The organism is Bradyrhizobium nanningense, assembly GCF_004114535.1.
Lineage (GTDB): Bacteria > Pseudomonadota > Alphaproteobacteria > Rhizobiales > Xanthobacteraceae > Bradyrhizobium > Bradyrhizobium nanningense.
Genome location: NZ_LBJC01000033.1, coordinates 388,987 through 408,448, shown reverse-complemented (window position 1 = coordinate 408,448; position 19,462 = coordinate 388,987). Strand labels below are relative to the sequence as shown.

32 protein-coding genes and 1 tRNA gene are annotated in these 19,462 nt (G+C 62.7%); 13 read left to right on the top strand and 20 right to left on the bottom strand.

The window, feature by feature from the left end; translation table 11 throughout:
- Positions 1-4: 4 nt before the first annotated feature.
- Together XH84_RS30845 and XH84_RS30840 are read right to left on the bottom strand one after the other, a co-directional pair.
- Positions 5-1,609 (bottom strand): carboxyl transferase domain-containing protein, encoded by a 1,605-nt coding sequence (locus XH84_RS30845; protein ID WP_128948524.1) that lies wholly within the window; start codon positions 1,607-1,609, stop codon positions 5-7.
- Positions 1,610-1,633: 24 nt separating this feature from the next.
- The gene (locus XH84_RS30840; RefSeq protein WP_164936571.1) at positions 1,634-2,806 is read right to left on the bottom strand and encodes an isovaleryl-CoA dehydrogenase; all 1,173 of its coding nucleotides are present in this window, start codon (positions 2,804-2,806) and stop codon (positions 1,634-1,636) included.
- 112 nt (positions 2,807-2,918) lie between these two features.
- Here XH84_RS30840 and XH84_RS30835 point away from each other — a divergent pair, with 112 nt between their 5' ends.
- Positions 2,919-3,947: an AraC family transcriptional regulator gene (locus XH84_RS30835; protein ID WP_128921886.1), complete on the top strand. Its 1,029-nt coding sequence runs from the start codon at positions 2,919-2,921 to the stop codon at positions 3,945-3,947.
- Positions 3,948-4,038: 91 nt separating this feature from the next.
- Here the strand turns inward: XH84_RS30835 and XH84_RS30830 are convergent, their stop codons facing one another.
- From XH84_RS30830 to XH84_RS30820, 3 genes are all read right to left on the bottom strand, one after another.
- Positions 4,039-4,332: a DUF3551 domain-containing protein gene (locus XH84_RS30830; RefSeq protein ID WP_128921887.1), complete on the bottom strand. Its 294-nt coding sequence runs from the start codon at positions 4,330-4,332 to the stop codon at positions 4,039-4,041.
- Positions 4,333-4,596: 264 nt separating this feature from the next.
- Positions 4,597-5,088 (bottom strand): Lrp/AsnC family transcriptional regulator, encoded by a 492-nt coding sequence (locus tag XH84_RS30825; RefSeq protein ID WP_128921888.1) that lies wholly within the window; start codon positions 5,086-5,088, stop codon positions 4,597-4,599.
- A 252-nt stretch (positions 5,089-5,340) separates the two neighbouring features.
- The gene (locus XH84_RS30820; RefSeq protein WP_128921889.1) at positions 5,341-5,646 is read right to left on the bottom strand and encodes an ETC complex I subunit; all 306 of its coding nucleotides are present in this window, start codon (positions 5,644-5,646) and stop codon (positions 5,341-5,343) included.
- 249 nt (positions 5,647-5,895) lie between these two features.
- Here XH84_RS30820 and XH84_RS30815 point away from each other — a divergent pair, with 249 nt between their 5' ends.
- Entirely contained in the window at positions 5,896-7,071 is a 1,176-nt protein-coding gene (locus tag XH84_RS30815) for an OpgC domain-containing protein (RefSeq protein ID WP_128921890.1), read from the top strand.
- A 189-nt stretch (positions 7,072-7,260) separates the two neighbouring features.
- Positions 7,261-7,659 carry a translational machinery protein gene (locus XH84_RS30810; RefSeq protein WP_128921891.1) on the top strand — a complete coding sequence of 133 codons (399 nt, stop codon included), beginning with the start codon at positions 7,261-7,263 and terminating at the stop codon, positions 7,657-7,659.
- Between the two features lie 82 nt (positions 7,660-7,741).
- Here XH84_RS30810 and XH84_RS30805 read toward each other — a convergent pair whose 3' ends face one another.
- Entirely contained in the window at positions 7,742-7,936 is a 195-nt protein-coding gene (locus XH84_RS30805; RefSeq protein WP_128921892.1) for a hypothetical protein, read from the bottom strand.
- A gap of 339 nt (positions 7,937-8,275) precedes the next feature.
- Between XH84_RS30805 and XH84_RS40125 the strand changes: the two genes are divergently transcribed.
- Positions 8,276-8,434, top strand: coding sequence for a hypothetical protein (locus tag XH84_RS40125; RefSeq protein WP_164936572.1), 159 nt, complete (start codon positions 8,276-8,278; stop codon positions 8,432-8,434).
- A 171-nt stretch (positions 8,435-8,605) separates the two neighbouring features.
- Here XH84_RS40125 and XH84_RS41040 read toward each other — a convergent pair whose 3' ends face one another.
- The 5 genes from XH84_RS41040 to XH84_RS30780 form a co-directional block, all read right to left on the bottom strand.
- Entirely contained in the window at positions 8,606-8,980 is a 375-nt protein-coding gene (locus tag XH84_RS41040; protein WP_128921893.1) for a hypothetical protein, read from the bottom strand.
- Between the two features lie 235 nt (positions 8,981-9,215).
- Positions 9,216-9,292: transfer RNA gene (locus XH84_RS30795), tRNA-Pro, on the bottom strand.
- 74 nt (positions 9,293-9,366) lie between these two features.
- Positions 9,367-9,852, bottom strand: coding sequence for a DUF192 domain-containing protein (locus tag XH84_RS30790; RefSeq protein ID WP_128921894.1), 486 nt, complete (start codon positions 9,850-9,852; stop codon positions 9,367-9,369).
- Between the two features lie 189 nt (positions 9,853-10,041).
- Positions 10,042-10,704, bottom strand: a complete 663-nt coding sequence (locus tag XH84_RS30785) for a cold-shock protein (RefSeq protein WP_164936573.1) — start codon at positions 10,702-10,704, stop codon at positions 10,042-10,044.
- 197 nt (positions 10,705-10,901) lie between these two features.
- Positions 10,902-11,663: an SIR2 family NAD-dependent protein deacylase gene (locus tag XH84_RS30780; protein WP_164937402.1), complete on the bottom strand. Its 762-nt coding sequence runs from the start codon at positions 11,661-11,663 to the stop codon at positions 10,902-10,904.
- Between the two features lie 241 nt (positions 11,664-11,904).
- Between XH84_RS30780 and XH84_RS40120 the strand changes: the two genes are divergently transcribed.
- On the top strand, positions 11,905-12,069 hold the full coding sequence (locus XH84_RS40120) for a hypothetical protein (RefSeq protein WP_164936575.1): 165 nt from the start codon (positions 11,905-11,907) through the stop codon (positions 12,067-12,069).
- Between the two features lie 67 nt (positions 12,070-12,136).
- On the opposite strand, the gene XH84_RS30775 is transcribed toward XH84_RS40120, so the two are convergent.
- Positions 12,137-12,427 carry a hypothetical protein gene (locus tag XH84_RS30775; protein ID WP_128921896.1) on the bottom strand — a complete coding sequence of 97 codons (291 nt, stop codon included), beginning with the start codon at positions 12,425-12,427 and terminating at the stop codon, positions 12,137-12,139.
- Between the two features lie 158 nt (positions 12,428-12,585).
- On the opposite strand from XH84_RS30775, the gene XH84_RS41035 reads away from it, so the two are divergent.
- Positions 12,586-12,942, top strand: coding sequence for a hypothetical protein (locus tag XH84_RS41035; RefSeq protein WP_245471900.1), 357 nt, complete (start codon positions 12,586-12,588; stop codon positions 12,940-12,942).
- Between the two features lie 89 nt (positions 12,943-13,031).
- Positions 13,032-13,157, top strand: coding sequence for a hypothetical protein (locus XH84_RS41490; RefSeq protein WP_128921897.1), 126 nt, complete (start codon positions 13,032-13,034; stop codon positions 13,155-13,157).
- A gap of 33 nt (positions 13,158-13,190) precedes the next feature.
- On the opposite strand, the gene XH84_RS30760 is transcribed toward XH84_RS41490, so the two are convergent.
- Entirely contained in the window at positions 13,191-13,388 is a 198-nt protein-coding gene (locus XH84_RS30760; RefSeq protein WP_128921898.1) for a hypothetical protein, read from the bottom strand.
- A 655-nt stretch (positions 13,389-14,043) separates the two neighbouring features.
- Here XH84_RS30760 and XH84_RS30755 point away from each other — a divergent pair.
- Positions 14,044-14,262 (top strand): hypothetical protein, encoded by a 219-nt coding sequence (locus XH84_RS30755; RefSeq protein ID WP_128921899.1) that lies wholly within the window; start codon positions 14,044-14,046, stop codon positions 14,260-14,262.
- Between the two features lie 61 nt (positions 14,263-14,323).
- Here XH84_RS30755 and XH84_RS40115 read toward each other — a convergent pair whose 3' ends face one another.
- Positions 14,324-14,461: a hypothetical protein gene (locus tag XH84_RS40115; RefSeq protein ID WP_164936576.1), complete on the bottom strand. Its 138-nt coding sequence runs from the start codon at positions 14,459-14,461 to the stop codon at positions 14,324-14,326.
- A 462-nt stretch (positions 14,462-14,923) separates the two neighbouring features.
- Here XH84_RS40115 and XH84_RS40110 point away from each other — a divergent pair, with 462 nt between their 5' ends.
- Entirely contained in the window at positions 14,924-15,100 is a 177-nt protein-coding gene (locus tag XH84_RS40110; RefSeq protein WP_164936577.1) for a hypothetical protein, read from the top strand.
- Between the two features lie 48 nt (positions 15,101-15,148).
- Here the strand turns inward: XH84_RS40110 and XH84_RS30750 are convergent, their stop codons facing one another.
- Entirely contained in the window at positions 15,149-15,445 is a 297-nt protein-coding gene (locus XH84_RS30750) for an HU family DNA-binding protein (protein WP_018323108.1), read from the bottom strand.
- 341 nt (positions 15,446-15,786) lie between these two features.
- On the opposite strand from XH84_RS30750, the gene XH84_RS30745 reads away from it, so the two are divergent.
- Together XH84_RS30745 and XH84_RS30740 are read left to right on the top strand one after the other, a co-directional pair.
- Positions 15,787-16,269: a hypothetical protein gene (locus XH84_RS30745; RefSeq protein ID WP_128921901.1), complete on the top strand. Its 483-nt coding sequence runs from the start codon at positions 15,787-15,789 to the stop codon at positions 16,267-16,269.
- A gap of 112 nt (positions 16,270-16,381) precedes the next feature.
- Complete coding sequence (locus XH84_RS30740; RefSeq protein WP_128921902.1) at positions 16,382-16,684, top strand: hypothetical protein; 303 nt, start codon at positions 16,382-16,384, stop codon at positions 16,682-16,684.
- 593 nt (positions 16,685-17,277) lie between these two features.
- Here XH84_RS30740 and XH84_RS30735 read toward each other — a convergent pair.
- The gene (locus XH84_RS30735) at positions 17,278-17,505 is read right to left on the bottom strand and encodes a hypothetical protein (protein ID WP_128921903.1); all 228 of its coding nucleotides are present in this window, start codon (positions 17,503-17,505) and stop codon (positions 17,278-17,280) included.
- Positions 17,499-17,732 carry a hypothetical protein gene (locus tag XH84_RS30730; RefSeq protein ID WP_128921904.1) on the bottom strand — a complete coding sequence of 78 codons (234 nt, stop codon included), beginning with the start codon at positions 17,730-17,732 and terminating at the stop codon, positions 17,499-17,501. Before XH84_RS30730 ends, XH84_RS30735 begins: the two co-directional genes overlap by 7 nt.
- A gap of 97 nt (positions 17,733-17,829) precedes the next feature.
- Between XH84_RS30730 and XH84_RS30725 the strand changes: the two genes are divergently transcribed.
- Complete coding sequence (locus XH84_RS30725; RefSeq protein ID WP_128948523.1) at positions 17,830-18,021, top strand: DUF3072 domain-containing protein; 192 nt, start codon at positions 17,830-17,832, stop codon at positions 18,019-18,021.
- Positions 18,022-18,079: 58 nt separating this feature from the next.
- Complete coding sequence (locus XH84_RS40105) at positions 18,080-18,232, top strand: hypothetical protein (protein ID WP_155253518.1); 153 nt, start codon at positions 18,080-18,082, stop codon at positions 18,230-18,232.
- A 393-nt stretch (positions 18,233-18,625) separates the two neighbouring features.
- Here the strand turns inward: XH84_RS40105 and XH84_RS41485 are convergent, their stop codons facing one another.
- The 3 genes from XH84_RS41485 to XH84_RS41685 are packed head-to-tail and all read right to left on the bottom strand — an operon-like array spanning position 18,626 to position 19,076.
- Positions 18,626-18,757, bottom strand: coding sequence for a hypothetical protein (locus XH84_RS41485; RefSeq protein WP_283810218.1), 132 nt, complete (start codon positions 18,755-18,757; stop codon positions 18,626-18,628).
- The gene (locus XH84_RS30720) at positions 18,729-18,908 is read right to left on the bottom strand and encodes a hypothetical protein (RefSeq protein ID WP_128921905.1); all 180 of its coding nucleotides are present in this window, start codon (positions 18,906-18,908) and stop codon (positions 18,729-18,731) included. Before XH84_RS30720 ends, XH84_RS41485 begins: the two co-directional genes overlap by 29 nt.
- Before the next feature lie 36 nt (positions 18,909-18,944).
- Positions 18,945-19,076 (bottom strand): ATP dependent DNA ligase, encoded by a 132-nt coding sequence (locus XH84_RS41685; RefSeq protein WP_347338780.1) that lies wholly within the window; start codon positions 19,074-19,076, stop codon positions 18,945-18,947.
- Positions 19,077-19,462 lie beyond the last annotated feature (386 nt).

The window sequence follows — 19,462 nt, the reverse complement described above, 5'->3', positions numbered from 1 at the left end:
CGCATCACATCCTGAACAGGCCGAATTTCGTCGGCTCGATCGTCGCATTCGACGAAGCCGAAAGGCCCAGGCCGAGCACGAGGCGGGTGTCGGCGGGGTCGATCACGCCGTCGTCCCAAAGGCGCGCCGTCGCGTAATAGGGGTGCCCCTGGCTCTCATATTGCGCGCGGATGGGCTCGCGGAATTTATCTTCCTCTTCCCTGGACCAGCTGTCGCCCTTGGCCTCGATATTGTCGCGGCGGACCTGGCTCAGCACCATCGAGGCCTGCTCGCCGCCCATCACCGAGATGCGCGCATTCGGCCACATCCACAGGAAGCGCGGTGAGTAGGCGCGGCCGCACATGCCGTAATTGCCGGCGCCGTAGGAGCCGCCGATCACGACGGTGAATTTCGGCACCGAGGCGGTCGCAACCGCCGTCACCAGCTTGGCGCCGTCGCGCGCGATGCCGCCGGCCTCGTATTTCTTGCCGACCATGAAGCCGGTGATGTTCTGCAAAAACACCAGCGGAATGCCGCGCTGGCAGCACAGCTCGATGAAATGCGCCCCCTTCAGCGAGCTTTCACTGAAGAGGATGCCGTTGTTGGCGATGATGCCGATCGGATAGCCCCAGATATGGGCGAAGCCGCAGACCAGCGTCGTGCCGTAGAGCTTCTTGAATTCGTCGAACTCCGAGCCGTCCACGACACGTGCGATGATGTCGCGCACGTCGAACGGCTTGCGGCCGTCGACCGGCACTACGCCGTAAATCTCCTCCGCCGCGAACAGCGGATCGCGCGGCTTGTGCATGTTGAGGTTCGGACGCACCGACGGTTTCAGCGTGCCGACGATGCGGCGGGCGATGCCGATCGCATGGGCGTCGTTCTGGGCGTAGTGATCGGTCACGCCCGACTGGCGCGAATGCACGTCGGCGCCGCCAAGCTCTTCCGCGCTGACCACTTCACCGGTCGCGGCCTTCACCAGTGGCGGACCGCCGAGGAAGATGGTGCCTTGATTACGCACGATGATGCTCTCGTCGGACATCGCCGGCACATAGGCGCCGCCGGCGGTGCAGGAGCCCATCACGATCGCGATCTGCGGGATGCCCTGCGAGGACATCTGCGCCTGGTTGTAGAAGATGCGGCCGAAATGCCGCTCGTCCGGAAAGATCTCGTCCTGCAGCGGCAGGAAGGCGCCGCCGGAATCGACCATGTAGACGCAGGGAAGATTGTTCTGCCGCGCGATGTCCTGCGCGCGCAGATGCTTCTTCACGGTCATGGGATAATATGTGCCGCCCTTGATGGTGGCGTCGTTGGCGACGATGACGCATTCGCGGCCCGAGATGCGCCCGACCCCCGTCACGACGCTCGCCGAATGCACGTCGCCGCCATAGAGCCCGTAGGCCGCCAGCGGCGACAGCTCCAGGAACGAGGTGCCGGGATCGACCAGCAAATCGACGCGCTGGCGCGCCAGCATCTTGCCGCGCGCGGTGTGGCGGTTGCGCGAGACCTCGCCGCCGCCGCCGGCAACCTGGCTCAGCTTCTCGCGCAAGTCGGCGACGAGGGCGCGCATGGCCTCGGCATTGCGCGCGAAATCTGACGAAGACGGATCGATGCTGGAATGGAGCGGCATGGTGATTCCGATTGTGTAGAGGTCTTAAGCCGTCTCGGCCATCAGCTCACGGCCGATCAGCATGCGGCGGACTTCGGACGTCCCCGCGCCGATCTCGTAGAGTTTTGCGTCGCGCCACAGACGCCCGACGGGGAATTCACTGGTGTAGCCGACCCCGCCCAGCGCCTGGATCGCCTCGCCGGCCATCCAGGTCGCCTTCTCGGCGGAATAGAGGATCGCGGCCGCGGCATCCTTGCGTAAGCTGCGCGCGTGATCGGCGCGGTCGCAGGCGCGTCCCACCGCATAGACATAGGCGCGCGTGGCCTGCCAGGTCGCATACATGTCGGCGAGCTTGCCCTGCATCAACTGGAAATCGCCGATCGGCTGCCCGAACTGCTTGCGCTCGTGCATGTAGGGCACGACCGCGTCCATGCACGCCGCCATGATGCCGAGCGGGCCGCCCGACAGCACCGCGCGCTCATAGTCGAGGCCGGACATCAGCACCTTGACGCCCTCGCCCACCTTGCCCATCACGTTCTCCTCCGGCACCTCGCAATCGTCGAAGAACAGCGGATAGGTGTTGGAGCCGCGCATGCCGAGCTTGTCGAGATGCTGGCCGTGGGTGAAGCCTTTAAATCCCTTCTCGACGAGGAAGGCCGTCATGCCGCGCGGGCCGGCCTCCGGATCGGTCTTGGCGTAGACCACCAGCACGTCGGCGTCGCCGCCATTGGTGATCCACATCTTCGAGCCGTTGAGCACATAGCGGTCGCCGCGCTTGTCGGCGCGCAGCTTCATCGAGACCACGTCGGAGCCGGCGCCGGGCTCGGACATCGCGAGCGCGCCGATATATTCGCCGGAGATCAGCTTCGGCAGATAGCGCTGGCGCTGCGCGTCGTTGCCGTTGCGGCGGATCTGGTTGACGCAGAGGTTGGAATGGGCGCCGTAGGACAGGCCCACGGCAGCCGAGCCGCGCGAAATCTCTTCCATCGCGACGATGTGGGCGAGATAGCCCATGCTGGAGCCACCATATTGCTCCGGCGCGGTCATGCCGAGCAGACCGAGGTCGCCAAAGCGCTTCCACAGGTCGGCCGGGAACAAATTGGCCTTCTCGATCTCTGCGGCGCGCGGGGCGATCTCCGCCTCCACGAAGGCGCGCAGCGTGTCGCGCAGCAGGCTGATGTCTTCGCCCAGATCGAAATCGATGCTCGGGATGTTCAAGGCGATTCCTCCGTATTTTGGGGACCAAACCTAGCGGGGTCAGAGCCCTTCTGCAGTCGAAAAGGTTGCATTTTCCGCCAAACTTGGCGAGGATTTTCCGGAAGGAATTCTGATGCCTTTTCAAGCCGCAACCGCGATCCCGCGCCGCGCCGTCACGCCCGCCGCCTTTGTCCGTGGCGTAGTTGCTGCCTATGCGCGCTACGGACTGGACCCGGCTGAAGCGTTGCAGCGGGCTCAGGTACCGCCAGACCTTGTCAATTCTCCGGACGGGCGGATCACGGCCGCCCAGTTCGAGGCCCTGGCGGGCCATGCCATGCGCGAGCTCGACGACGAGGCGCTCGGCTGGTTCTCGCGCCGCCTGCCCTTCGGCACCTACGGCATGCTGTGCCGCGCCTCGATCACGGCGCCGACGCTGGAGGTCGCACTCAAGCGCTGGTGCCGGCATCACCGCCTGATCACCGAGGACGTTCTGCTCGATCTCGAGATCGGCGAGGAGACCGCGATGGTCTCGATCAGGGAGCTGCGCGACCTCGGGTCACTACGCGAATTCTGCCTGGTCACGCTGCTGCGCTACGTGCTCGGCTTTTCCTGCTGGGCGGTCGACTCCAAGATCGCGCTGCGCGCGGCGGAATTCCCGCACGCCGAGCCGGGCCATGTCTCGGTCTATCCGACCATCTTTTGCCGAAACATCCGTTTCGATGCCGACCGCGCCCGCATCGTCTTCGACAAGCATTATCTCTCGCTGCCGTTGACGCGCAGCGCTGTCGATCTCGACAACATGCTCAAGGGCGCGCTCAGGCTGACCGTGCTGCCCTATCGGCGCGACCGTTTGCTGGTCGAGCGTGTCCGCCGCGTGCTCCGCAATGCGCGCGGACGCAGTCTCGGGGCCGAGGACGTCGCACGCGAGCTCGCGCTCTCCACCCGCACCATGCATCGCCGCCTGCGCGAGGAAGCAACCTCGCTGCGCGATCTCAAGGAAGAGGCAAAGTTTGAACTCGCCAAGCAGGAGCTGATGCGCGGCCGCACGCCGATCAAGCGGATCGCCGAGATCGCGGGCTTCCGCAACGAGAAGAGTTTTTCCCGCGCCTTCCGCACCTGGACCGGCGCAAGCCCACGCGAGTTTCGCGGCCGGTATCGCTAAGAGGTCATAGCGTCCTGCCCCTCAGACGTTTACGGCCTCCGGGATCATCCCGAAGGCCGTAAAGGTCGAAACCACCAGTCTCAACGCCCGATCAGTTCGAGTTGGTCTGGGCGCCGGACCGAAGCTTGGGATGCTTCGTCTGCTTCGGTTGGAAGGCGAGCGCGTCGTTGGTCTTCGCGCCGCCGCTCTGCGCACACACTCCACCGATACCGCCGGCAGCGGCGCGGCAGGTCTCCATCGTCGGATAGCCGCAGCCGTGAGCGGCCTGGGCGCCGTTCGTGATGCAATAATCTTCCGCTTTCGCAGTCGGCGCCGTCAGCACAAGAAACGCAGACGCAAACAGCGTCGCGGCGGAAACTGCGAACGTTTTCGAAACCGAGGTCATGTTGTCTTTTCCTGCTTAAGGAGTCCCACATAGAGCTCCCGACGAGCGATGCGCGCTGAGGCTCATCCCCCGCATGTAGGCCAACGAATGGAACCATCAATCACGGTTCAGCGCATTGCAGGGTTGTGATAATCACATTTCTAAGTTAGGTGATTTAATCAGCAATATAGTGCCGACCCGACGTGCCTTCGCAGCTCGGCCGCGACCGCCGTTTCCAACCTCTTCGCAATTGATCCAAATGCAGGCCGCCGGCGGCGTGACCTGCTAACCCACGGAGGCTTCCGCGACGTCCTGTAGCGGCAGCGGCACGTCCTTGGCAACGCCCAGCACCGGGAAGCTGCGGACGTTCTTCACGTCGGGCATGGCCGCAAAATGCAGCAGCTGCTGGCGCATGCTCTCCACGCTCGGCGCCACGCATTTCAGGAGATAATCGGTGTCGCCCGAAATCCGCCAGCATTGCTGGATGCGCGGGATCGCGGCGATCGAGCTCTCGAACGCCTCCAGCACGGGCTGCGCCTGGCTGCCGAGCTGGATCGAGACGAACGAGACCACCTCATAGCCGAGCCGCCGCTCGTCGATGACGGCCCGCACCGCTCGGATCACACCGCGGCTGAACAGCGATTTCAGCCGCCGCAAGCAGTTCGGCGCGGACACGCCGACGCGCAGCGCCAGCTCGTTGTTGCGCACCCGTCCGTCCTGCTGCAGCTCGGATAGTATTTTCAGATCGACGCCGTCGAGCTGCTCACGCCCCACCATACCCTGCCCTCGTCATGAGCCTGTCACGGCCGCCAGCGAAGCACGCGGGGGAATTGGTGCCAACCTCCTTGGGCTGCTCTGGGCTCGAAAAGCGTGGCGGAAATCGCGCCTGCGGCACATCCTTCGAGACGCCCGCCTTCGGCAGGCCCTCAGGATGAGGTCGCGTTTCGCGGCGGGATATCAAACCCTCATGGTGAGGAGCCCGCCAAAGCGGGCGTCTCGAACGACGTTACTTCAGATGAGAATGGCCCCTCAATGCGTCCACGGCTCGCCGCGCCGGAACGAGAAATTGTCGGCGTAAGCGACCGGGCGGCGGATCGAATCCTGGGGCCCGATGACCTGGTAGGCGATGCCCTTGCGCTCGCAATAGGCGATGGCCTCTTCCTTGCTGTGGAAGCGCAGCGTGATCTGCTGTTTCATGTCACCCGAAGAGGTCCAACCCATCAGCGGCTCGACCGAGCGCGGCTGCTCCGGCTCGTAGTCGAGCTGCCATTCCTTGGTCTTGGACCGGCCGGATTGCATCGCGTTCTTGGCGGGCTTGAAAATGCGTGCGGTCATGGGTGATCCGGGCCTCGTTTTCGTCTTTCGTTCGATTTCGATGCGTCAGGGTGGCAGTTGGTGCAAACCTCAGGGATAGTATAGAGACACCGGTTGGGAACTGTTTGGTGATTCCGGCCCCCGTGGTCTCTGCGACGGTATAGTCATTATGCTGCACCGTGACAATTGCGTACCCGCCTTCCGCGCCGGGATCCCGCCCGGCGGCACTGCCTCCCCGACCTCAGCGCCCCCTTCGAGAGCTCCCCTCGCATGGCCTTCCTGAACATCAACGCCACGCTCCCCGACAAAGGCCGCGACCTCAGGCTCGACCTGTTTCGCGGCGTCGCGAACTGGGCGATCTTCCTCGACCACATCCCCGACAACGTGGTGAACTGGATCACGACGCGCAATTACGGCTTTTCCGACGCCGCTGACCTGTTCGTCTTCATCTCCGGCTACACGGCCTCCTTCGTCTATGCGCGCATGATGCTGGAGCGCGGCTTCCTCGTCGGCGCCACGCGGCTGACCAAGCGGGTCTGGCAGCTCTACGTCGCCCACATCATCCTGTTCGTGATCTACATCGCCTCGATCAGCTATCTGGCGCTACGCTTCGGCGATTCCGAGATGATCAACGAGTTCAACGTCGCCGGCCTCGTCGACAACGCCACCGAGACGCTGCGCCAGGGCCTGTTCCTGCGCTTCAAGCCGCTCAATCTCGACGTGCTGCCGCTCTACATCGTGCTGATGGGCCTGTTTCCGCCGGTGCTGTGGTTCATGCTGCGCAAGCCCGATTTGACGATGGTGCTTTCCATCATCCTGTGGCTGACCGCGCGCCACTTCGGCTGGAATCTGAACGCCTATCCGGCCGGCCAATGGTACTTCAACCCCTATTGCTGGCAGGTGCTGTTCGTGTTCGGCGCCTGGTGTGCGATGGGCGGCGCGCGGCGCTCGATGACGCTGATCAACGCGCCGATCACGCTCTATCTCTGTCTCGGCTATCTCTTGTTCGCGCTGATCATGACCATGGCGGGCCGCTTCCCCGCGTTGGGCGGCATGTTCCCGGAATGGCTGTTCTCGGCCTTCAACCCGAACGACAAGACCAACCTCGCGCCCTACCGCTTCATCCATTTCGTCGTCATCGTGATCCTGGTGATCCGCTTCGTGCCGAAGGAATGGCCGGGGCTCGAATGGAAGGTGTTCGATCCCCTGATCGTCTGCGGCCAGCAGTCGCTCGCGGTGTTCTGCGTCGGCGTGTTCCTGTCCTTCGTCGGCCATTTCGAGCTGTCGATGAGCTCGGGCTCGCTGCTCGCGCAGATTTTCGTCAGCATCGCCGGCATCGCGATCATGACGACGGTGGCCTATTACATCTCGTGGTCGAAGAAGCAGGACAAGCCGCTGAAGCCGCCGCCGCCCAAGCCGGCGACAACCGTGGCGAAGGGGGCCTGAGCCGGGAACGCCTTGCCATTTGGGGCGCGCCGTTCGCGCACGCACTGCCGCGCTGGCGGCTTAGGCCGCGATCGATTGAAGATCGATTGACCTGGGTCAACGGGAGCGGCGCCGGCCGGCATAATGTCGTGCCGACACGCGCCGCCGCATCGATGTCGGCGGCCCCCTCTCGGACAAGGCTAAGAGCACATGCCCTCTCATTTTCACGCCGTGGTATGGATCGACCATTCGCAGGCCAGGATCTTCCATCTCGGCCTGAGCGGCTCCGACGAAATCACGTTGCATCCGCAACTGGCGACACGTCACCTTCATCACAAGGCCAACGCGATCGGCAGCGGCCACGCCGCCCCTGACAAGACGTTCTATGCTGAAGTGAGCAAAGCCCTCGCCGATGCCGGTGAGATCCTCATCATCGGCCCGGCGAGCGCGAAGACGGAGCTTGCCGGCTACATTCGCGCGAACGCACCCGATATCGCCAAGCGGATTGCCGCGGTAGAAGCGGCAGATCATCCCTCGGACGCCGAAATCGTCGCCTTTGCAAAACGTCACTTCAAACTGCCGCTGCCGCGCGTGCAGGCACGGGGATAGGCTGCAGGCGAGCGGCAATCGGACCGAACGCCTCAGCCCTAACCCCAGGCGCGATGAGGGGTCATTCCAGGCTCATCGCGCCTCAGGCCGCTTCCTCGCCGTCGAACTCGGTGAACTTCTTGTAGATCCATTCGCGGCCGTCATGGCGGCGCCAGACCTTGCCGTACACGAGCTGCCCGTTGATCGAGCGGCGGGGCACAATCACGGTCCAGAGGTGCCAGACCTCGCTCCAGCTCGACTGCGGACCGGCGGTTCGGAGATTGCGGTCGAAAGACATAGCATAGAACTCGTTGGCGCAGAACTCAACTGATGCGCGCGCCGCGACGAGCCCGTGATCTCCGTAGCACGGGTGGAAGACAGCTCATCGCGAGCCGGGTTCGATCTGATAGCATCCAGCAAAATGCGCGCAACAACCGCTCGCCTTTAACCTAACCGATCAACCTTACTTCTTGGGATGAAGCTGCGCGATCGGTTGAATGCCGGAACCGGCTCTTCTAGAATGCACGCGATTTGAGAACGGGCGCGGGCCTTACGCGCCAAGTGAATTTTTGAGCTGACGTCGAGCCTTGAAACGGGTTCGAAGTTTGAAGATCATTGACGGGCTGGGGCGACCACGATGAATTTACAATATGCATATTTGCGCGTCGTGCTGCGCTCGGTGCGGTCTGCGCAGGTCGCGAAGACTGCTGCCCCGGAGCCGCCGAAGGCCGCCAACGACAACCAGATGATCTGGCCCTTCGTGCCGTTTCCCGCCGGCTGGTACGCCTCGGGCTGACCGGCCAGAGTTGACAAGAATGCCATCTGAAAAGCGCAACGCCGCGCAAGCGGAATATCATCGCTTGGCGGCGTCCGTTTAGACATTGGGCGCTGAAATCCCCAACACGCATATGTCTATGGCGACAGCAGGAAGGTTCGACGACGCTTTGGTCATTCTGACCGGCGTCCCTCAGACTCCGGCGCTTGACGCCGCCTGGCCATTGGCTTGAAGCCCGCCTTGCGCGGTGTAGGTCTGTCCCGCCTGATTGCCCTGGCTGCCTTGCGCGCTTGCCGAGGTCTGCACCTCGGTGCTGCCGTCGGAATAGGTAATCGTCGTCGTGGTGACGCCGTCGAGGGTGATCGAGACCTCGCTGACGATGGTCTTAGCCGAGCCGCCGCCGCCCGATCCCGCGCTGGCGCCCGCCGCTTGCGAGGACGATGACTCCGACGTCGCTGACGTCGAGGATGCCGCCGACGTCGGGGATGCCGTAGAAGCCTGCGTTGTGGCAGTCGACGGGGACGCCGTCACTGTCGCACTGGCCGATGCTATCGCACTGATCGACATGAAGACCTCGCCTGAAGGGAATATCGGACGCCGGTTGCGCGCCCTCTCCTTCAACGCGGCGAGCGGGCAAAGCAGGCGCTCGATCTGCGTCCCTCGGTCGCCCTCGCCTGACGCAGGGCTGCACGGCGGGCACATTTTGCAGGGATGGATCCGGCGCCCGGACCATCCTTGGTCGCAGCGGAACGCTGGCGGAGGTCAAAATCGCGAGGAAAATGAAGGGATTCGACCTCGGGACTGGTCGGGGCAGCTGGATTCGAACCAACGACCTGCAGTACCCAAAACTGCCGCGCTACCAGGCTGCGCTATACCCCGAATGTCCGGCGAGCCCCGTCGATACACGCTTCCAGGCGCGCCAGCAAGGCTGGCGAGGCTCTTCGCCGGCCCGCCTATTTGCTGCCGAACAGCGGGTGACCGACGCGGTCGCCAGGGCGGATGCCGTATTTCTGCGCCGTTCCCGCCACCACCTCCAGCACGGCCCGGGCGGGCCCCCGGGACGAGATGATCTTGGTCGACAACGGCTCGGTATTCTCGGCGATGCGCAGGATGCGCCCGTTGGCGCCGATGAAGATCATGTCGAGCGAGACATAGGTGTTCTTCATCCACATCGACACTTCCTGCTCGGGACTGAAGTCGAACAGCATGCCTTTGCCGTCCGCCAGCTCCTTGCGGTACATCAGGCCGGTCTGCTTCTCCTCCTCAGTCGTCGCCATCTCGACGGAGAACACCTGCACGCCGTTCCTGGTGACAATCTCCAGCGGCTGGAAGGTGGCGGCGCCGGCGGGCGCGCTGGCGACCGAACAGCCGGCGACGACGAGGATGGCGGCAAGCCAGCCCTTCAGAGCGGACCAGACAGCCTTTCGATCAAAATTCATGGGAGACACTCGAGGCGTGGGACTGGAGCCAGTGCTTACGCGGCGGTCGCCGGAAAAGCCAGAGGCGCGCCGGCCGGCCAGCGCGCCTCTGCTCACGATTGCGGGACTTGAAAGCTGGCAGCGCTTCGAAGCTAACAGCAGATGGCAGTTCGCGGGACTCTGAAGCCAGCGCTCGAGTCTGATCGCGCTCTAGTGCGACTGCAATCCCGGCGATCCGGTCTCGGGATGAATCTCGGCCGCCATCATGCCCTTGGAGCCGGGCCCGAAGCGGACCAGGACATACTGGCCGGGCCTGAGCTCGGTCATGCCGAAGCGGCGCAGCGTCTCCATGTGCACGAAGATATCGGGCGTACCCTCGCCGCAGGTCAGGAAACCGAAGCCGCGCAGCCGATTGAACCATTTGACCTGGGCCCGTTCCAGCCCGCTGGTCGGGGTGACCGTGACATGGGTACGCGGCGGCAGCATCTGCGCCGGATGGATCGCGGTCGACTCGTCCATCGAGACAACGCGGAACGCCTGGTAACCCTTGGCGCGCTGAATGCACTCGACGACGATGCGGGCGCCCTCATAGGCGGTCTGGAAGCCGTCGCGCCTAAGCACGGTAACGTGCAGGAGCACATCCGGCCAGCCATTGTCGGGGACGATGAAGCCGTAGCCTTTGGAGGCATCGAACCATTTGATGACGCCGTGGACTTCGACGAGGTTGGCGCTGGCTTCACCCAACCCGCTGAAGGGATTGAGACCGCTCTCGCGACCGGCACCGCCGTGTTCACCCGGCGTGATCCGCCCCGGCGATGCTCCCTGCCCGGGAACCCCGAGCTTCTTGGACTCAAATCCGTCCGACGACCCCATAACCCCGGACCCCACACTGTCATGCGACCCGCCTCAGCAGCGGCGTCGAATCACGCGTCTTTCGAGAACCTTCTCAACTGGACGCGACGCGAATCTTTCGACTCAAAAGATAACACTCCCGGTTGCGAGGCATAGACAAAAAAGAGATTCGCCGGAACCTATGAACAGCTTGCACAGCCGCGAATCAAATTGATGCCTCAATTGCGGACAAAGGGCCCGAGCGTTTCGCCGATGTCGTGATGGATGACGAGGTCGGCGATGTCGTCTTGCTCGGTCGGCTCGCGATTGATGATCACCAAACGTGCACCGGCATTCTTCGCCATCATCGGAAAGCCCGCCGCCGGCCAGACCACGAGCGAGGAACCGATCGCGATGAAGAGGTCGCAGGCTTGCGACAGCGCGGTCGCGCGCTGCATTTCATCATCCGGCATCATCTGCCCGAAGGAGATCGTGGCGGTCTTCACCGGCTCGTCGCAGGCGGTGCAGTTGGGCGCGGCGCCCTCCTCGTCGAAGCGACGCTTCACCCAGTCGAGCTGATAGGCCTGCCCGCACCCAATGCAGCGCGCATAAGTTGTATTTCCGTGAAGTTCAATCACGTGCTCGGCGGCGAAGCCGGAGGCCTGGTGCAGGTTGTCGATGTTCTGGGTAATGACGGCGGGAACTTTGCCGGCGCGGTAGAGCGAGGCCAGCGCGCGATGGCCGGGGCCGGGCTTCGCCGCCGCAAACACCTCCTCCATCGCAAAACGGCGACGCCAGGATTCGTCCCGCGCCTGTCGGCTTGCGACGAATTCGTCGAATGGGATCGGACGGTTGCGCGTCCAAATTCCGCCTGGCGAGCGGAAGTCGGGAATACCGCATTCGGTCGAGATGCCGGCGCCGGTGAACGGCACGATGACCCTTGCCTCGGCGATCATGTCGCCGAGGTGTTCAACGCCGCTCTGAAGATCCGATGCAATCAATCACGGCCTCCCGATTCGTTTTGCCCTGGCAGCAACATGTCCAAGCGGCAAGATTGTTGACGCTCTTATCAAGCGCTAACACGATGCGCTCGGCAATTTCTTCCGGCCTTCGCATATCACAATCCTGCAATGCCTCCTCCCCATTGACGCCCCATTCGGGAGCATCAATGGATGTGTGAATGCGACTCAAGATGATGCGGCGGCAGTGCTTGAGTTCAGTAATAAACCCGAGGGGATGGCCATGACCGAAGACGAAGAACGCAAAGCCCGTGAGCGCGATGAGATCGCCGCCCGTGTCGCCGCCTTCCGTGCCACGCAGGAAAAATTCAAGCGCGAGCGTGAACAGTATTTCGTGTCGACGCTGGAGAATGCCCGCAAGGTCGAACGGCCCTCGTTGTGGCCGTAAGACGCGTCTGATCAATGCGCATGAAAAAAGCCCGGAGCATCGCTCCGGGCTTTTCGCTTATTGGTCGCTACCAATGGCGCCAGTAGTGATGGTGCCGGTAGTACGGTCCGCCACCGTAATAGGCGTAGGGGCCAGGCTCGTAATAATAGTCTGGGCCGTCATAATAGCCGTAGCGGGGGCCGTAATAGCCGTACGGATGGGACGCTGCGACCGCGCCCGCGGTGATCGCGCCGGCGGCGAGGCCGAATGCGAGGCCCGGGCCGATGCCGCGCCCGCGTGCCTCGGCAGGCGCAGGAGCCGCAACCGCGGTCAGGCCGACGGCTGCGACGGTGGCCAGAACTGCCAGTGTCTTCTTCATGCTCTCCTCCTTCGCGGTCTTGTCGAGATAACGACGTGCGCCTGCGATAGTTGCGCGCACCGCGGGGAACCGGCTGCTGCAAAAAAAGCCGACGGCACCGGAACGAAATCGCCGGGCGCGCATTGCCTCTTCAAGTGCGGGAGCCTCCGCCATCCGGGTTGAGGCAACAGCACGAAGACCCCGTCGGCATCTCCGCGATGCTGGCGGGGTTTTTCAGTTTCACGGGAACAAATGGCAGCACACGACAATGGCTGCCAGCGGGGCGGATGATCGAGGAGGAAGATTTGCCGTTATCCGCTTTGCTGGCCCGTATTCGTAGATTGGTTCCCAGATCCGACGATCGGCATTACGACGAGATCGTGCGTAACTTCGGTGTCGGCACACTGCACCCGCCGCCGACGCCTATGAGCGACCACGAATTGGCGCGGGCCATCGCCGAGTTCCTGAAAGAGCAGCCGTCGAGCGAATCCGTTGCAACCCTCGGCCGCCGCCTCGACCCCTCCTCTCCGGTGTGAGCTTGCTCTGAGTTTTCCCGGCGGGAGCATGGAACCAGGATTGCGCGCGGACGTTGAGTCCTTCCTCACGCAGAGCGGAAGAGGCCGACATGCCCGCGTGGCTCGAAGTCTTGCTCAACCTATCTGGCTATGCCGGCTTCGTGGCGCTCGCCTCGCGCGGCACCGCGTGTCCGCGGGCGCCGGCCGACAATCGCAGCTACAGCGACAAGCGCTAATTGGCGTGGGCCACTCTGGTTGGCGTGCACACTCTAATTGGCATGCGCCGCCTGGCCCGCCGTGCGCACCAGCCGGTCCGCCTTGACCGCAACGCGCGTGTCCTCGAGCTGCGGCCGCAGCGAAAAGCTGACCACCACGAAAGCGAGACAGAACAGCGTGCCGACGATGGCGACGCGCCGGTAGGTGTGCCGATCGCCTTGGTAAAAGGAAGGCTGTGAAAAAGGTGTCATGACAAAAGTGCTTCTTGGCAAAGTCGTTTCTTGCTTGTCTTGGCCAGACACCTACCTCAAGCAGCGGCAAGCGCAACGCGATTGGGCTTTTAACCTAACCGAATAGGGTTATCGGCTTCGGCGCAAATGATCGTTAGGAATTTGCGGGATGCGCCTCCGATCGCAGAGAGCCGCCTTCCATATTGCGAAGCCGGCGTTGCGACCGCGCGCGGGCTTGCCGACCGGCTTTGTTCCAGCTTCGACACCCTTTGTTCTCGAAGAACGAATCGGAATCGAAGAAATCGGGGCGAGCAGGTCTTAACAAAACGTGCGGATCGCGTGCACGACGATCCGATCAGGGTGCATCGGCGCACGGCGCATCAGAAAGATGCCGACGTCGGCGGCGGCACTTGCGGCGCCGAGCGCGGGTGCCGGTCATGGCAGAACAACTTTGCGATCTCGACGAGAAACCAGCCCGCATTCATGTCGCCCTCCCTCGCTTCACTCGTTGCGGAGGAGACGCGGATGGACTGCGCGAGGCTTCACATTGTCTCGTTCCGATACGCGTGGCCGCATCGCTGCGACAGGCGCAACTTGTTCTGCATCCGACTCCATTTCGTTCTCAAAGAACGAATCGGAGTCGGAAACATCAGCGCGAAGCGATTCCTAACGATCGATGAAAGCGCACGGCGCGACGTCTTCTGCGGCGGGACTCGTCGTCGGCACGATCTTCGACGGCAAGATCTTCGGCGGCAAGATCTTCGGCGGCAAGAATTTCGAGACAACCGCAAACACGATGACGATCTCGCGGCATGGCTCGCATCGGAAGCTGTTGGCGGAAATCGCCGTCATCGGCTTGGCACATCGCGGGCATGTCATGCAGGCCGAACGCTGACGGCACATGTTCGTTCCTGCACCGCCGTTCCCGCCTGTTCGCTTCTGCCCGCCGGCGCAGATCAAGCCGCTCGCTTCGCTTTGCCCTTCCCCGAGAAGCATTCCAGGATCTGAATGCGGAGTTCTTCTGCCGCCGGGCCCTCGAGCCTCCTGAGCTCGTTCCAGAGCCTGATCACTTCTCGCTGTTTTTCGACGGTCATGATTCACCTCCCAGTGGTCTACCTAAGGCGCCTCACTAGAACAAAAAGAGAACAAAAAGTCCAGCCCCTCGCGCGATTTTCCCCGGCATGTCGCGTTGAACCTTTTCGGCGCAGCGCGGACCCATGGAAGCTGGGGATTTCAGCGCCCAGTCATACGGCAGCGCCGCCTGACGAATATATTCCGTCACCGCGGCGCTGTTGCTTTCTGGATTGTCAACTTTAAGTTAGAGCTATGGCTGACGGCCAGGCGCTGAAATCCCACGTCGTCAGCCAGAAGAGCCCCGTGCGAAAGCGCGGGGTTTTCTTCTGAAGTCGTGACCGATGGCCGCGCAGCAGGCCGCAGCAACGGGAACGAATTTTCCGTCTTTCGCATTGACCGGCCTAACGAAGCGGTGCTGCCCGTCGCGCGAGACAGCGTAGCTGCTGAGAGTCCGCACCGCGCCCTTCGCTCTCGAGGCGCCGATGATCTGCGAGTTCTGTGAGACCGACATCCCGATCGGACTTGCGGTCTGTCCGGCTTGCGGGAAGCCGCAGAGCGCAACCGGACAGGCCCACCGGCGCTCTCTGTGGTTTGTCCTGATCCTCGTGGTGATGTTCGGCGTCGCGGTCGCCGAGCACCACCTTTTCTTCAGCCCTTGATCGCTGCGCCGTCTCGCGAAGGAGCGCCGCAACGATGTCGCCAGCGCCTTAGACGGCGTCCTTGGCCACCTTCAGCGGCGAGGCCTTGACCGACTTGCTCGCCGGCTTGGCCGCAAACTGCATCGGCTCCTTGGTGAAAGGATTGACGCCCATGCGGGCTTCGGTCGCAGGCTTGTTCACCACCGACATCTTGACGAAGCCGGGAATGACGAACTCGCCGGACTCGTTGAGCTCCTTGTAGCCGACCGTCGCCATGTACTCGATCACGGACTTCACGTCGTTCTTCGAAAGCTGCGTGCCCTCGGCAATTGCATCAATCAATTGAGTCTTCGTCATCTTCGCCATGTCTGAATTCCTTTTGTGCGCGCGAGCGTGGACGCGGCCTGAAGCGCGGGGGCGCGCTGCTGATTTCATGCCAGAGGTCATGAAGTGACGGGGCTTAGAACCCATCGAGGCCGAAAACGCAAGCAGGGGTTCTGCGGGGTTCCCTACTTCCTGTCAACGATGCCGCAGGACGCGTCACCTTCTTTTTGAACCATTTTGCGGCTGGCGCGTCATATCATTGAAGTCCCTAAGCTTCACCCACCAGAGAGCCCCGCTTCCCCCAGGCGGGGTTTTCGCTTTTGCGTGCCTGGCAGAACGTCCCCGGTTGTTATAATGGCCCGAGGGTTTCCCGTGGGGTGCTCATGAAGTTCGCTATCGTCATCGCAGGTTTGATCGTTGTCGTTGTCGCAGCCCTCGTCGCGATCCAGCCGAGCTTCCTGAAGCCTGCGTCCCTCGCCCTCGTGAAGAAGTCCGACATCTTCGGCTTCTCGCCCGGGATGACATTCGACGAGACCAGCAAGCTCGTCAGTCAACGCCATTATCTCTGCCGCCAGGGCCGCAACTCGCACACCCTCGAATGCGAGATCAACGGGGCCAAGGTCACGGTTGACAGCGACGAGGCCGACGCCAGCCACCCGATCTGGCGCGTCAATGCGACGTTGAACAATCCCGGGGCGCCGGACGCCGCCGTCAAATCGATCTCCGAGCAGTTCAACGCGCAAGCGATCAAGGACCGCGAGGGATGGACATGGATCGTCGGGCGCGGGCTCAAGTTGAGCTATGACGGCCTCGCCTTGAACCTGGTGGACGAGGCCGCGGAGGCCCGGCTTCGCAAGGAGCGCTAGGGCCTGAAGTCACCTCGTCGTGAAACTTGTGGCTCGGCTCACCTTGTTGACACTTCAGTAACCCAACGCGGCCAAGCTTCATTCAGTATCGTTGCGTTGGAGTATCCTCACCGTGCTGGATTTTAACGAGCTGCGTGAACTCGCGGCCGATGTTCGTGTCTTTGTCGAGCTCGCCGAAGACAAGGCCGAGGCGCTCAGAGCCGTCATCGCGGCCTATGACGTGGTGCTGGCGATCTTCCCCACCGACGAGGGCATGGGCCTCCATGTCATCAAGGGCAGCGAGATCCTGGACAGGATTGCAAAATCAGGAAGCCATGCGATCTACAGCCACACGGCGATCGCGGTCCCCGACCTGCAACATGCCCAAGCGCTCAAGCTGCTGACGGCCCCGGCCGAACAACGGATTGCAGCCTAGTTGTAGGCGGCGGAGATGTCGGGCTCGGCTGCGTTAGACGAGGGCGACCGGATATGGGAGCGATCTCGCCTGTAGCCATCCTTCGAGACGCCCGCCGTTGGCGGGCCCTCAGGATGAGGACCTGGTGCGCGGCACCAGTTTCAACGAGTATCAATGCTACTTAGCCTCATCCTGAGGAGACCGCGAAGCGGTCGTCTCGAAGGACGAGGCGCGCGCTCAGGTCGCGCAAAGTGCCATATGCGATAGCGCCCCGCGCTAGACGGTGACGAGGCCGGCCGCCCGTTTCCCTCGCGAATGCGTGGATGACATTCAATTCAGCAAGGACGTGAGCAGCCTTCGCTATACATGCGATTGCGCTCAGCCGTTGCGGTACCTGCGCAAGATCGTGCGACGATACTCTTCCGCGGAGAGGCCCTTGGCGTCCGCTTCGGCAGTCCGTTTTGCAATCGCCGGCTTCAGCCGAATGCCTTCAACGGCGCTGAACTTCGCAAAGCCGGCGCGGCCAACCGCGAAGCCGCCCCTTGGCGGTCTTTCCAGTCTGTCGCTTTTGCTTTGGCATGCATCGAATTTATCACGCTCTTCGCCACAACTCTCTATGGAATGTCTCCCGTCTTCCGGCTGCCACCAATCGAGACCGGCTTGTTCAGGAAATACTCGCGGTTGCCGGTCGCGGCTTCCGCGTACTGGTCGATCGCCACGATGATGGCCTGGACGTGGGCATAGCACCACCCTTCCCGCGTCGCCCGTCGGCGAACGTCCTCGAGCGCGGTCAGGAAAGGCGACAGGTCTCTCTCGTCGTCGAACCATCGCCTGCTCACCATGTTCTCCCGCCGAGCACCCTGCCCTTGGCCTCGCGTGGCTCTGCCGCCTTCAGCGCGTCCCGCTCGGCGCAAAGAGCATCGACCTTCGCCTCCATCCGCGACAGCAGCGCTTCGGCCGAGGCCGTCCCGATGCCGGCCCGCTGCAGCCGAAGGATCTCCTTCCTCTGCCTGCCCATCTGGATACGCATCCGTTCGATCTCCCGCCTGACGTAGTCCAGGTCCGGCATTGTTCCGCCTCGCGAATTCTAGATAAGGCGCATGAGAACAAAAACGGAACGCAGAGTCGAGTCCGACGTTGTACGGACACGGAAAAGGAGACGTGCGATGGCCGACAACACGCAGAAGGCCCCGAAGGACTGGACCTCCGGAGACGACCCGATGACCGGAGCCCAGCAATCCTATCTCAAGACCCTCGCCGAGCAGGCGCACGAGAGCCCGCCCGAGGACGACCTGACCAAGGCCGAGGCCTCCGAGCTGATCGACAAGATGCGGCAAAAGGCCGGGCTGGAGGACTGACCCGTTCAATTGCGGGAGCCCACGGCCGTGTGTATGCAAACGAAATTGGGAATCAAAAATGCCTTATTTCGTTTGTGCCCGCGATGGAGCGGGCCAGATCATCCTGAAGCGGGACACCAGGGAAGCGGCTGAGAAGAAGGCCGCCGAGCTCCGTGACATGGGCTATTTCGAAGTCGAGATCATCGCGAAGGGTGTTGAGAAGGCTGCCTGAGGAACTGGGGCGCTGTCGGCCGAGTTGGCCAGGTATGACCAAGGACTCCCTCAAGCAGCAGGCCAACCGCGCCGAAGCTCTCGCCGCGCAAACTGCGGATGGCGAAATCAGAGAAGCACTGTTGAAGGCTGCGGAGGAATAACGAGCCCAGCTTGAGAATGGTGACGGCGAAGCCGAAGCAGAGTGAGACCCGGCCTCGGCGTTTCCTCACATCCGTATTCGGCTGCGCCGGCTCTCCTCAGCCCTTGACGCCTTCGTCGACCCGGTCTGAGCGGTTGTAGGCGCACGGCGCCCCCGCCCCGCACTGACACCCCAGCTGCTCACTCCAGGCGCGATCGGGATGGTTTTCACAGACGAAGCCGACGCCGAAGCAGATCGGGCATTCAGGTTTGGTCAAAACAGGTCGCCGACAAACTTGATGATGCTGACGATCAGGCCGGAGAGACATGCCGCGGTACCGAGGTCGGCCAGGTAAAGCAACGCGTGACGTTCGTCCTCACTGAGTTCGGCCAGCGCCTTTCGCATCTTCCCTCTCCATGGCCTCGATGAGCTCTTCGTCATCGAGAACATTCAGCAGATTGTTGATCGTCTTGTTGCAGTCGCCCGATCCAGGCTCGACGTAACTTGCGAGAATGGCTCGGGCCTGTTCGACGGCTTCTCTCACACGATCCGGCATGCCGGCACTCCACTCATTCTGTGAAGCAGAACGCGATCAGGAACGGCGCGTTCCTTTGCTCAATCCTTTGAACGAGCTTGCGCGCAACAACCCTTCGGAGGTGATGTCGCGATACGCAACGTCAGCGTAGTATTTCGGCTCGAGCCAAGTCGCCTTCGGCTTCCCGATGGGCTTGGTGAGAGCCTGGTCTTAGAACGACGCGCGACTCTTGCATCTGCAATAAGCGGGTCTCGACGCCGCGCCGCTGGGAACAAGTCCGGCGAACCTGAATTCACGGATCGAGCGGGGCCGGCATTCTCCCCTGCATGTCGGCGCTGACAGCCCCGTGGCGCCGCTGCTGCGAGCCTTGCATTTAGGGGGCTGTCATGAGTGACCGCACAGGCAACGAACCCGCACCGCTGGTGCTTTTCGGCGTGGCCATTCTCCCCGTCATTGAGGTGCTGGCGCGGTTCGCGTTCTGACTTTTCCTGATTCCGAAGCGCGCTCCGGCTCGGCGGCACGTTCTAAGCGGCTTGCATTTGCTGTTGCGCTGACACGTTCGATCTCGTTCTAAG